14 protein-coding genes are annotated in these 12,076 nt (G+C 65.0%); all 14 read left to right on the top strand.

Annotated elements, in window-relative coordinates; genetic code table 11:
* Positions 1 to 115 precede the first annotated feature (115 nt).
* The 14 genes from AC1DS6_RS10460 (at position 116) to hisB (ending at position 11,974) form a co-directional block, all read left to right on the top strand.
* Positions 116 to 937: an ABC transporter ATP-binding protein gene (locus AC1DS6_RS10460; protein WP_441628861.1), complete on the top strand. Its 822-nt coding sequence runs from the start codon at positions 116 to 118 to the stop codon at positions 935 to 937.
* Positions 934 to 1,710 (top strand): lipid asymmetry maintenance ABC transporter permease subunit MlaE, encoded by a 777-nt coding sequence (gene mlaE / locus AC1DS6_RS10455; protein ID WP_045238796.1) that lies wholly within the window; start codon positions 934 to 936, stop codon positions 1,708 to 1,710. The genes AC1DS6_RS10460 and mlaE overlap by 4 nt, the downstream gene beginning before the upstream one ends.
* Positions 1,711 to 1,758: 48 nt before the next feature.
* The gene (gene mlaD, locus AC1DS6_RS10450) at positions 1,759 to 2,286 is read left to right on the top strand and encodes an outer membrane lipid asymmetry maintenance protein MlaD (RefSeq protein ID WP_045238797.1); all 528 of its coding nucleotides are present in this window, start codon (positions 1,759 to 1,761) and stop codon (positions 2,284 to 2,286) included.
* Positions 2,283 to 3,107: an MlaA family lipoprotein gene (locus tag AC1DS6_RS10445; protein ID WP_441628864.1), complete on the top strand. Its 825-nt coding sequence runs from the start codon at positions 2,283 to 2,285 to the stop codon at positions 3,105 to 3,107. Before mlaD ends, AC1DS6_RS10445 begins: the two co-directional genes overlap by 4 nt.
* A gap of 201 nt (positions 3,108 to 3,308) precedes the next feature.
* Positions 3,309 to 3,932, top strand: coding sequence for an MlaC/ttg2D family ABC transporter substrate-binding protein (locus AC1DS6_RS10440; RefSeq protein ID WP_035870800.1), 624 nt, complete (start codon positions 3,309 to 3,311; stop codon positions 3,930 to 3,932).
* Positions 3,933 to 4,055: 123 nt separating this feature from the next.
* Entirely contained in the window at positions 4,056 to 4,364 is a 309-nt protein-coding gene (locus tag AC1DS6_RS10435; RefSeq protein ID WP_441628866.1) for an STAS domain-containing protein, read from the top strand.
* Between the two features lie 245 nt (positions 4,365 to 4,609).
* On the top strand, positions 4,610 to 5,560 hold the full coding sequence (locus AC1DS6_RS10430) for an ABC transporter ATP-binding protein (protein ID WP_441628868.1): 951 nt from the start codon (positions 4,610 to 4,612) through the stop codon (positions 5,558 to 5,560).
* 56 nt (positions 5,561 to 5,616) lie between these two features.
* Positions 5,617 to 6,387, top strand: coding sequence for an ABC transporter permease (locus tag AC1DS6_RS10425; RefSeq protein ID WP_152561906.1), 771 nt, complete (start codon positions 5,617 to 5,619; stop codon positions 6,385 to 6,387).
* A gap of 72 nt (positions 6,388 to 6,459) precedes the next feature.
* On the top strand, positions 6,460 to 6,714 hold the full coding sequence (locus AC1DS6_RS10420) for a BolA family protein (RefSeq protein WP_045238801.1): 255 nt from the start codon (positions 6,460 to 6,462) through the stop codon (positions 6,712 to 6,714).
* 169 nt (positions 6,715 to 6,883) lie between these two features.
* The gene (murA, locus tag AC1DS6_RS10415) at positions 6,884 to 8,134 is read left to right on the top strand and encodes a UDP-N-acetylglucosamine 1-carboxyvinyltransferase (RefSeq protein ID WP_045238877.1); all 1,251 of its coding nucleotides are present in this window, start codon (positions 6,884 to 6,886) and stop codon (positions 8,132 to 8,134) included.
* A 28-nt stretch (positions 8,135 to 8,162) separates the two neighbouring features.
* Positions 8,163 to 8,825, top strand: coding sequence for an ATP phosphoribosyltransferase (gene hisG, locus AC1DS6_RS10410; RefSeq protein ID WP_035870681.1), 663 nt, complete (start codon positions 8,163 to 8,165; stop codon positions 8,823 to 8,825).
* 32 nt (positions 8,826 to 8,857) lie between these two features.
* A complete protein-coding gene (gene hisD, locus AC1DS6_RS10405) occupies positions 8,858 to 10,195 on the top strand; it encodes a histidinol dehydrogenase (protein ID WP_441628871.1) in 1,338 nt (445 codons plus the stop codon).
* Between the two features lie 80 nt (positions 10,196 to 10,275).
* Positions 10,276 to 11,376 (top strand): histidinol-phosphate transaminase, encoded by a 1,101-nt coding sequence (hisC, locus tag AC1DS6_RS10400; RefSeq protein WP_441628873.1) that lies wholly within the window; start codon positions 10,276 to 10,278, stop codon positions 11,374 to 11,376.
* Positions 11,377 to 11,380: 4 nt separating this feature from the next.
* On the top strand, positions 11,381 to 11,974 hold the full coding sequence (hisB, locus tag AC1DS6_RS10395) for an imidazoleglycerol-phosphate dehydratase HisB (RefSeq protein WP_006159655.1): 594 nt from the start codon (positions 11,381 to 11,383) through the stop codon (positions 11,972 to 11,974).
* Positions 11,975 to 12,076 lie beyond the last annotated feature (102 nt).

Raw genomic sequence — 12,076 nt, 5'->3', positions numbered from 1 at the left:
GTCAAATGTGATGAAACAATTATTTGCGATCCATCGATGTGGATTGCGGCACACTGGCGCGGGCGCCGCTAGGTAGTAGCCCTTATAATGGCGGACCGCCTAACACGGTGCCAACGTGACCGATTCCGCCTCAAACCTCGTCGAGCTCCAGTCTGTCGATTTTGCCTACACGGCGAATGGCAAGCCTATCCTGTCGGGCCTTAGCATGCGCTTCCCGCGCGGCAAGGTGGTGGCCGTCATGGGCGGCTCGGGCTGCGGCAAAACCACCGTGATGCGCCTGATCGGCGGTCAGGTCCGCCCGCAGAAGGGACAAGTGCTCTTCAACGGCGCCAATATTCCCGCCCTGGACCGCCATGACCTCTATGCCGTGCGGCGCCAGATGGGCATGCTGTTCCAGTTTGGCGCCTTGTTCACCGATCTCTCCGTGTTCGACAACGTTGCCTTCCCGTTGCGCGAACATACGGACTTGCCGGAGTCGATGATCCGCGACCTGGTGCTGATGAAGCTCAACGCCGTCGGCCTGCGCGGCGCGCGCGAACTGATGCCCTCGGAGATCTCCGGCGGCATGGCGCGCCGGGTTGCACTGGCGCGCGCGATCGCGCTCGATCCCGCCCTGTTGATGTATGACGAGCCCTTCGCGGGACTCGACCCGATCTCGCTGGGCCTGACCGCGCGCCTGATCCGCAGCCTGAATGACGCGCTTGGCGCCACCACCATCATCGTGTCGCACGACGTCAACGAGACCTTCCTGATCGCCGACTACGTCTATTTCATCGCCAACGGCCGCATTGCCGCCGAAGGCGAGCCCGAGGCCCTGCGCGCTTCGTCGGATCCCTTCGTGCACCAGTTCGTCCACGCCGAGCCCGACGGGCCAGTGCCCTTCCACTATCCGGGCCCGTCGCTGGCCGAGGACTTCGCGAGCGGGGCGGGGCGATGATAGGGTTCTTCACAAGCATCGGCTCTGCCGTGCGGCAGTCGGTCATCGGCCTCGGTCATGCCACCCGCATGTTCTTCACAGTGCTGGCGATGTCGCCGGCGCTGCTGCGACGCTTCCGGCTGGTAAGCGACCAGATTTTCTTCGTCGGCAACCTGTCGCTGGTGATCATCGCGGTATCGGGGTTATTTGTCGGCTTCGTGCTGGGATTGCAGGGTTATTACACATTAAATCGCTATGGTTCCGAGCAGGCACTCGGCCTGCTCGTGGCCCTGTCGCTGGTGCGCGAACTGGGTCCGGTGGTGACGGCGCTGTTGTTCGCCGGCCGCGCCGGTACCTCGCTCACGGCCGAAATCGGCCTGATGAAGGCCGGCGAACAGCTCACGGCCATGGAAATGATGGCGGTCAATCCGCTGCAGCGCGTGATCGCGCCGCGCTTCTGGGCTGGCGTGGTGGCGATGCCGGTCCTGGCGGCGATTTTCAGTGCCGTCGGTATCCTCGGCGGCTATGTGGTCGGCGTGCAGATGATCGGCGTGGATGCGGGCGCGTTCTGGTCGCAGATGCAGAACGGGGTTGACGTTCGGAATGACGTGCTGAACGGCGTCATAAAGAGCTTCATTTTTGGCGTCGCGGTGACGTTTATAGCGCTGTACCAGGGCTATCAGGCCAAGCCCACGCCGGAAGGTGTGTCGCGCGCCACCACGCGTACCGTCGTGATTGCCTCGCTGGCCGTGCTGGCGCTGGATTTCCTGCTGACTGCGCTGATGTTCAGCTGACCTGCCGGTGCGGTCGTCGGAGCCGGAGTACTTGAAGAAGAGACGCAGATGAAAAGAAATACACTCGATTTCTGGGTTGGGCTGTTTGTTGTGGCGGGTTTCGTGGCACTGCTGTTCCTGGCGCTGAAGGCCGGCAACATGAGCTCGCTGTCGTTCCAGGAGACCTACTCGGTGCAGGCGCGCTTCGACAATATTGGCGGCCTGAAGCCGCGCGCCCCGGTGAAGAGCGCCGGCGTGGTGGTGGGGCGGGTGGCCGACATCCGCTTCGACGACAAGACCTACCAGGCGACCGTGACGGTCAACCTGGAAAAGCGCTACCAGTTCCCCAAGGACACTTCGGCCAAAATCCTGACCTCCGGCTTGCTGGGCGAGCAATACCTGGGTCTTGAGGCGGGTGGCGATTCCGCCATGCTGGCCGAGGGTTCGCGCATCACAATGACGCAATCGGCCGTGGTGCTGGAAAACCTGATCGGGCAGTTCTTGTATAACAAGGCCGCCGACGCCGGTGCCGGCGGCAACAACGCTGGCGGGGGTGCCGCGGGCGCCGCCAGCGGTGCGGCAGGGGGGCTGAAATGAATGGCAACCGAGCCGCCGCGCGCTGGTGCGCGGGGCGAAATTGGTTGCTGGCAGTGTTGGCAGCGGGTTTGATGGCAGGTTGCGCGAGCGGCCCGACCGCCAACCCGAAAGATCCCCTCGAACCCTTCAACCGGGAAGTCTTCAAGATCAACGACGACTTCGACAAGGGCGTGTTGCGCCCGGTCGCCGAGTTGTACACTGACTTCATTCCGTCGCCGATCCGTACCGGGATAGACAACGCTTTCTCCAACGTCAGCGACGTCTACTCGGCTGTCAACAACCTGCTGCAGGGCAAGCCCGCCCGCGCCGTGGAAGACACCATGCGCGTGGCCATGAACAGTGTGCTGGGTATCGGCGGCCTGATTGACATCGCTACCCCTGCCGGGCTGCCCAAATACAAGGAAGACTTCGGGCAGACGCTGGGCGTATGGGGCGTGCCGGCCGGACCTTACCTGGTGCTGCCGCTTTTCGGGCCGAGTTCGGTGCGCGATACCGCAGGCATGCTGGTGGACCGCCAGATCGATCCGTCGGCGTACCTCGATCCCGTCTGGCTTCGCAACTCGCTGTTCGGGGTGCGTGTCGTCAACACCCGGGCCTCGCTGCTCGGCGCCTCCGGCCTGATCGAGATGGCGGCGCTCGACAAATATGCGTTCCTGCGCGACGCCTACCTGCAGCGCCGCGAGTACCAGATCTATGATGGCAACCCGCCGGAGAGCGACGACACCGCGCCGGCAAGCGAGCCGTCCGACACCAGGCAGGAAAACCAGACGCTGCCCACGCCACCGGTGCAGATGCCGGGCGGCATTCGCTTTGGCCGTTGAGTATGTCTGGCCGCGCGCGTGTCATGGCTGTGAGCGGTGCAACAAATTATGTAAATGTGGCGTCGGAGTTCCTGGCGCTGCGAACTCCCCCGGCTCGCCCGAACTCCAACTCGGCGCGTGACCATTACCGGCCTTGATGCCGGGACACGCAAGGTTGCCGTAGCCCGGTGACCGGTGCGTTCGATTGATAAGGACAAAATGATGCTGAAGCGACTCTTGCTGCCTTTTCTTACCGTGGTTGCCTTTGCCGGTGCCGCCCATGCCCAAACGCAGGATGCCAGCACGCCCGATGGCCTGGTCAAGGCCGTGGTCGGCGACGTGATGGCCTCCGTCAAGGCGGACAAGGACATGCAGGCCGGGAATATCACCAAGATCTCCGCGCTGGTGGAGCAGAAGATCCTCCCCAACGCGAACTTCCAGAAGACCACGCAGATCGCCATGGGCCGTAACTGGTCCAAGGCTACGCCGGAGCAGCAAAAGCAGATTGCCGACGAGTTCAAGACGCTGCTGATCCGTACCTACTCCGGCGCCATCGCGCAGATTCGCGACCAGACCGTGCAGTTCCGCCCGTACCGCGGCAGCCCGGAGGATACCGACGCCACCATCCGCACCCAGGTCATCAACAAGGGGGAGCCGATCCAGCTGGACTACCGCCTGGAAAAGACACCGCAAGGCTGGAAGGTCTATGACATCAATGTGCTGGGTGCCTGGCTGACCGAGGCCTACAAGGGCAGCTTCAACACGATCGTGGGCCAGCAGGGCGTGGACGGCGTGATCAAGACACTGCAAGACCGCAACCGCCAGCTCGCCAACGCCAAGAACTGACCGGCAGGCCCGCGCGTCGCGCCGCCTCCGGCGCAGCGTGACTGGCCGAACTGATCTACAATGAGCGCTCCCGCACCCGCGGGAGTGCTTTTTTCCAGACCCGCATCCCCGGACCGCTGCCAGATGCTCTCGCTCGACACCTCGCTGACCAACCGCAACGCCGCCGCCGTGCTGCGTGACGGCCTGGCACGCCTGGCCCAGGGTGAAGCCCGGGTTGACTGCAGCGGCCTGGTCCAGGTCGATTCGGCAGCTGTCGCCGTGCTGCTGGCCTGGCAGCGTGACGCCGCCAGCCGCGGCAAGTCGCTCGAAATTATTGGCGTACCGGCACAAGTCATCGAGCTGGCCGCCCTGTATGGCGTCGAATCCCTGCTGCAACTGGTACCCCAGGCGGGTGCCCAGGGCAAGCAAGGCACCCTTTCCCACCGACATTGAACCGGCATCCGTGGCAAGCTGCTGACCTGCGCTTGCTACAGCGATGCCCGGGCGATGGCTCGCGCCACGCCTCGCGCTCAAAGCGGGACTACTCCCGTATCCCCTATAATTCCGGGTTGTTCGACCGTTCCGGCATATAAGGCACGGACAAGACACGGTCGAAGCACCCAGGCGGTCCCCGCCATTTCAAGGAGGCCGGCGTGCGAGGCTGAAAAGCCGACGCGCCTGCCAAACAGTATCCGGCCATGAAAGCCATCGAACTCAAAGACGTTCGCAAGCGCTACCGCAACCTGCAAGCGCTGAAGGGTGTCAGCTTCACCGTCGAGCGCGGCGAATTCTTCGGCCTGCTCGGCCCCAACGGTGCAGGCAAGACCACGCTGATCTCCATCCTGGCGGGCCTGAACCGTGCCGATTCCGGCAGCGTCAGCGTGCTCGGCCACGACGTGGTGTCCGATTACCGCCTGGCGCGGCGCATGCTGGGCGTGGTCCCGCAGGAGCTGGTCTTCGATCCCTTCTTCACCGTGCGCGAGACGCTGCGCCTGCAGTCCGGCTATTTCGGATTGACCCGCAACGACGACTGGATCGACGAGATCATGGCCAACCTGGATCTCACCAACAAGGCCGACGCCAATATGCGCCAGCTTTCCGGCGGCATGAAGCGGCGCGTGCTGGTGGCCCAGGCCCTGGTGCACCGGCCGCCGGTCATCGTGCTCGACGAGCCGACCGCCGGGGTCGACGTGGAACTGCGCCAGACCCTGTGGAAGTTCATCTCGCGGCTGAATCGCGAGGGCCATACCATCATTCTCACCACGCACTACCTGGAAGAAGCCGAGGCGTTGTGCGATCGCATCGCCATGCTCAAGTTCGGCGAGGTGGTGGCGCTGGACCGCACCAGCAACCTGCTGAGCCAATTCGCAGGGCTGCAGCTGGCGCTGACGTTCTCCAGGGGCGCGCTGCCCGCCGCGCTTGAACCGCTGCGCATGCCCGCCAACCCCGGCGAGCGCGCGGTTCGGCTGCGGCTGTCGGGTTATCCGGCGGTGGAGCCGATCCTGGCCGCCTGCCGCGAGGCCGGTTGCGAGATCGAAGACATGGAAATCAACAAGGCCGACCTGGAGGACGTGTTCGTGCAGATCATGCGGCGCGAAGGCCACATGCCGGGCGCGCTGCCGGATACGGCGGTGGAGGCCGCAGCATGAAGATGCCAACCGAATTCGACGGCACCCAAGACGCCATCAACACGCACCTCGCACCGATGGCGGTGGGTGGCCTGGTGGGCTTCCGCACCCTTCTTTACAAGGAAGTGCTGCGCTTCTGGAAGGTCAGCTTCCAGACCGTGGCGGCGCCGGTGCTGACCGCGATCCTGTATCTGCTGATTTTCGGCCACGTGCTGGAAAACCGCGTGAAGGTGTACGACCAGATCAGCTATACCGCCTTCCTGGTGCCGGGGCTGGTGATGATGAGCGTGCTGCAGAATGCCTTCGCCAATAGCTCGTCGTCGCTGATCCAGTCCAAGATCACCGGCAACCTGGTGTTCATCATGCTGCCGCCGCTGTCGCACTGGGAAATGTTTGGTGCCTACGTGGTGGCTTCCATCGTGCGCGGCCTGGCCGTGGGCCTGGGCGTGCTGCTGGTGACGGCCTGGTTCGCCAACCTGCATTTCGCCAATATCGGCTGGATCCTGCTGTTTGCCTTGCTGGGCGCGGCGATTCTTGGCACGCTGGGGCTGATCGCGGGAATCTGGGCCGAGAAGTTCGACCAGCTCGCGGCCTTCCAGAACTTCCTGATCATGCCGGCGACCTTCCTCTCCGGCGTGTTTTATTCGATCCACTCGTTGCCTCCCTTCTGGCAGGCGGTGTCGCACGCGAACCCGTTCTTCTACATGATCGACGGCTTCCGCTACGGCTTTTTCGGTGTCTCCGACGTGGCGCCGGCCTTCAGTCTCGCGGTAGTAGGTACAGCGTTCGTGGTGCTTGCGGCGATAGCGCTGCAGCTGCTCAAGAGCGGCTACAAGCTGCGCCACTGAGGGGGCGTCTGCCCCGCCGAACCCACAAGCGAACCGACGCGACACACAGAGAAACAAAGCGAAAAGACAATCATGCTGCCTACACCCCAACAAGTCAGGGACTACATCGCCCAAGGCCTCTCCTGCGAACACCTGGAAGTGGAAGGCGACGGCCAGCACTTCTTTGCCACCATCGTCAGCGCCGAATTCGACGGCAAGCGCCTGATCCAGCGGCACCAGCAGGTCTATGCCGCGCTGGGCGACCGCATGCGCGCCGAGATCCACGCGCTGTCGATGAAGACGCTGACGCCGGCCGAGTGGCAGGCGCAGGCGGGCCAGGCCAAGTAAGACGGACCAACAAGCTGGCCGCCCGACAGGCCGGACGTGACAAGCAGGTCGTCCCGCAACGCGGCGGCCTCGGGTACCAGATGCCGCGGTTGTGCGCTTTGAGGCACAGGCGGGGAGCGAAATGAATGACGCCGGACGCCTTTGGGCAGCCGGCCTGAAACGACTGAACATGGACAAACTCGAGATCCAGGGCAATGGCCCGCTGCGAGGCGAGATCCGCGTCTCCGGCGCCAAGAACGCTGCGCTGCCGATCCTGTGCGCAGGGCTGCTTACGGCCGATACCGTTACGCTGGACAATGTGCCCAACCTGCAGGACGTGCGCACCACGCTCAAGCTGCTGCGCCAGATGGGCGTGAAGGCGGAGCAGGACGGCGCGCGCGTCACGCTGAATGGCGCCGACGTGAATTCGCCCGAGGCCCCCTACGAGCTGGTCAAGACCATGCGCGCCTCGATCCTGGTGCTGGGTCCGCTGGTGGCGCGCTTCGGCGAGGCGCGCGTATCGCTGCCCGGCGGCTGCGCCATTGGCGCGCGCCCGGTCGACCAGCACATCAAGGGCTTGCAGGCCATGGGCGCCGAGATCAGCATCGAACACGGCTTTATCCATGCCCGCGCCAGCCGCCTGAAGGGTGCGCGCGTGGTCACCGACATGATCACCGTGACCGGCACCGAGAACCTGCTGATGGCCGCTACCCTGGCCGACGGCGAAACCGTGCTGGAAAACGCCGCGCGCGAGCCGGAAGTGACCGATCTTGCCAACCTGCTGGTCAAGATGGGCGCTCGCATCGAAGGCATCGGCACCGACCGCCTTGTAGTGCAGGGCGTGGAGCGCCTGCACGGCGCGAGCCACGCCGTGATCGCCGACCGCATCGAGGCCGGCACCTTCCTGTGCGCGGCCGCCGCCACGCTTGGCGATGTGGTGCTGCGCGGCGTGCAGCCGGGCATCCTGGACACCGTGCTCGACAAGCTGCGCGAAGCCGGCGCCACCATCGAAACCGGTGACGACTGGATCCGCCTGCAGATGGCCCGGCGCCCGCAGGCGGTGAGCTTCCGCACTTCCGAGTACCCGGCCTTCCCGACCGACATGCAGGCGCAGTTCATGGCGCTGAACAGTGTCGCCAACGGCGTGGCCCGCATTACCGAAACGATTTTCGAAAACCGCTTCATGCACGTGCAGGAGCTCAACCGGCTGGGCGCCGATATCGCGGTCGAAGGCAATACCGCGGTTGTCACCGGCGTGCCCCGGCTGTCCGGCGCCAAGGTGATGGCGACCGATCTGCGCGCCTCCGCCAGCCTGGTGATCGCCGGGCTGGTCGCCGAGGGCGAAACCGTGATCGATCGCATCTATCACCTGGACCGCGGCTACGACCGCATGGAAGACAAGCTGTCGGCCGTGGGCGCCAAGATCCGCCGTATCGCCTGAGCTCGCAAGAAAAGACACAAGGACGCAGATGAGCCCCTCCCCGACCCAGTTGACGCTGGCCCTCTCCAAGGGCCGGATCTTCACCGAAACCATGCCGCTGCTGGAAGCGGCCGGCATCCACGTCACCGAGGATCCGGAAACCTCGCGCAAGCTGATCCTGCCCACCTCCGATCCGGATGTGCGCGTCATCATCGTGCGCGCCTCGGATGTGCCGACCTACGTGCAATATGGCGCGGCCGATTTCGGCGTGGCCGGCAAGGACGTGCTGATGGAGCACGGCATGGCGGGGCTGTATGCGCCGATCGACCTGAATATCGCCAAGTGCCGCATGTCGGTGGCGACCTCGGCCGGTTTCGACTACGCCAGCGCCGTGCGCCAGGGCGCGCGGCTGGCCGTGGCCACCAAATATGTGCAGACCGCGCGCGAGCACTTCGCCAAGAAGGGCGTGCACGTGGACCTGATCAAGCTGTATGGCTCGATGGAACTCGGGCCCCTGGTGGGACTGGCCGACGCCATCGTCGATCTGGTCAGCACCGGCGGGACCTTGCGCGCCAACAACCTGGTCGAAGTGGAAGAGATCGTGCAGATATCGTCGCGCCTGGTAGTCAACCAGGCTGCCCTCAAACTCAAGCGTGAGCGGCTAGCCCCGATTCTCGACGCGTTTGAACGGGCCTCCGCCGCGCTGGTCTGATGCCGCGCGAGCAGGGCCTGGGGAATGGAGTCATGAACGAAAATTCTATGGAAAACCTGGAAATCCGCCGGCTGGATTCGACCGAGCCGCGCTTTGCGGCCGAGCTGCGCGAGGTGCTGGCCTTCGAAGCCGGTGAAGACGAAGCGATCGATCGCGCCGTCGCGCAGATCCTCGCCGATGTAAAGACCCGCGGCGATGCCGCGGTGCTGGAGTACACGCAGCGTTTCGACCGCGTCGATGCCGGCGCCATGAGCGCGCTGGAAGTGTCGCCGGCCAAGCTCGAGGCCGCGCTCGACGAACTCGAGCCCAAACGCCGCGCTGCGCTGGAAACCGCGGCGGCGCGCGTGCGCGCTTACCACGAGAAGCAGAAGATCGAGTGCGGCAGCCATAGCTGGGAGTACACCGAGTCCGACGGCACCGTGCTGGGGCAAAAGGTGACCCCGCTGGACCGCGTGGGCATCTACGTGCCGGGCGGCAAGGCGGCGTATCCGTCGTCCGTGCTGATGAACGCGATTCCCGCGCGCGTGGCAGGCGTCAAGGAAGTCATCATGGTCGTGCCCACGCCGGGCGGCGTGCGTAACGAACTGGTGCTGGCCGCGGCGCAGATCGCCGGCGTGGACCGCGTGTTCACCATCGGTGGCGCGCAGGCGATCGGGGCGCTGGCCTACGGCACCGCCACGCTGCCTCAGGTCGACAAGATCGTCGGCCCGGGCAACGCCTATGTGGCGGCGGCCAAGCGTCGCGTGTTCGGCACCGTCGGCATCGACATGATCGCCGGCCCGTCCGAGATCCTGGTGATCTGCGACGGCACCACCGACCCCGACTGGGTGGCGATGGACCTGTTCTCGCAAGCCGAGCACGACGAACTCGCGCAATCCATCCTGCTGTGCCCGGACTCCAACTACCTGGCCCAGGTGGAGGAAAGCATCCACCGGCAGATCGAGTCCATGCCGCGCCGCGACGTGATCCGTGCCTCGCTGTCCGGGCGCGGGGCGCTGATCCGGGTACGCGATATGGACGAGGCCTGCGAGATCGCCAACGCGATCGCGCCGGAGCACCTGGAGATTTCCGCCGAGAACCCGCGCCACTGGGCCGAGAAGATCCGCCACGCCGGCGCCATCTTCCTGGGCCGCTATACGAGCGAGTCGCTGGGTGACTACTGCGCCGGGCCGAATCACGTGCTGCCCACCTCGCGCACCGCGCGGTTCTCGTCGCCGCTGGGCGTGTACGACTTCCAGAAGCGCTCGAGCCTGATCGAGGTGAGCGAGCAGGGTGCGCAGATGCTTGGCCAGATCGCCGCCGAGCTGGCCTATGGCGAAGGCTTGCAAGCACACGCCCGCAGCGCCGAATACCGCCTCAGGCGCAACTGAGGCAAAAGCGGCCGGCGCCCGGGTTTGTCCGGGCGCCGGCCAGAAACCACCGACCCAAGTCGACCCAAGAGGTAAATCCCATGTCCGTAGTGCAGCCTTCCCTGATCGACCGCATCATCCGTGACGACGTACGCGCCATGGGCGCCTACCATGTGCCGGATTCGCACGGTCTGGTAAAGCTGGACGCGATGGAGAACCCCTACCGCCTGCCCGACGCACTGCGCGACAAGCTGGCCGCGCGGCTGGCCGAGGTAGCGCTCAACCGCTATCCGGTGCCCAGCAGCGAAGCGCTGCGCGCGCGCCTGAAGACGGTGATGGACGTGCCGGCGGGCATGGATGTGCTGCTGGGCAACGGCTCGGACGAGATCATCAGCATGCTGGCGCTGGCGGTGGCCAAGCCGGGCGCCAAGGTGCTGGCACCGGTGCCAGGCTTTGTCATGTACGCCATGTCGGCCCAGTTCGCCGGGCTCGAATTCGTCGGCGTGCCGCTCAACGCGGACTTCACGCTGGACCGCGCCGCCATGCTGGCGGCAATGGCCGAGCACCAGCCCGCCATCGTCTACCTGGCCTACCCGAACAATCCCACCGGCAACCTGTTCGACGCGGCCGATATGGAAGCCATCGTGCGCGCCGCCCAGGGCGAGGTCTGCCAGAGCCTGGTGGTGGTTGACGAAGCCTACCAGCCGTTCGCCCAGGACACCTGGATGCCGCGCCTGGCCGAGTTCGGCAACCTGTTGGTGATGCGCACCGTTTCCAAGCTGGGCCTGGCCGGCATCCGGCTGGGCTACCTGGCCGGCGCGCCGGAGTGGCTGTCGCAGATCGACAAGGTGCGCCCGCCGTACAACGTCAATGTGCTGACCGAGGCCACGGCGCTGTTCGTGCTCGAGCATGTCGATGTGCTCGACCAGCAGGCCGCGCAACTGCGTGCCGAGCGCGCCACCGTGGCCGATGCCCTGGCAGGCTTGCCGGGCGTGACGGTGTACCCAAGCGCAGCCAATTTCCTGCTGGTGCGCGTGGCGGATTCCGCTCGTGTGTTCGAAGGCGTGCTTGCGCGCAAGGTATTGATCAAGAACGTGGGTAAAATGCACCCATTGCTGGCCAACTGTCTGCGCGTCACGGTCAGCACTCCCGAAGAGAACGCGCAATTTCTCGCCGCCTTCCAGGCGGCGTCGCAGGATTAACACCATGCGTGTTGCAGAGGTCACCCGCAATACATCGGAAACGCAGATCCGCGTTTCGTTGAATCTCGATGGCACCGGCCGCCAGAAACTGGCGTCCGGCGTGCCGTTCCTCGACCACATGCTGGATCAGATTGCCCGCCATGGCATGTTCGACCTCGAAGTCGAAGCCAGCGGCGATACCCATATCGATGACCACCACACGGTGGAAGACGTCGGCATCGCGCTCGGCCAGGCGGTCGCCAAGGCCATCGGCGACAAGAAAGGCATCACCCGCTACGGCCATAGCTATGTGCCGCTGGACGAATGCCTGTCGCGCGTGGTGATCGACTTCTCCGGCCGTCCCGGCCTGGAATTCCACGTACCGTTCACCCGCGCTCGGGTGGGCAGCTTCGACGTCGACCTCACCATCGAGTTCTTCCGCGGCTTCGTCAATCATGCCGCGGTGACGCTGCATATCGACAACCTGCGCGGCATCAATGCCCACCACCAGTGCGAAACCGTGTTCAAGGCCTTCGGGCGGGCGTTGCGCATGGCGGTGGAAATGGATCCCCGTGCGGGCAACACGATTCCGTCGACCAAGGGCACCCTCGTCGGCTGAACCTCGCCGACGCGCTACCTCTCACGTGCCGGTGCGTACGTTCTGCTGCGCCGGCGAGAACATCAGATCAACGCGGTACAACGCGGTACTTACGCGACATTA

The organism is Cupriavidus sp. 05L310 (assembly GCF_056398185.1).
The sequence above is the reverse complement of the archived record's forward strand: the minus strand, read 5'-3'. Positions and strand labels throughout refer to the sequence as shown.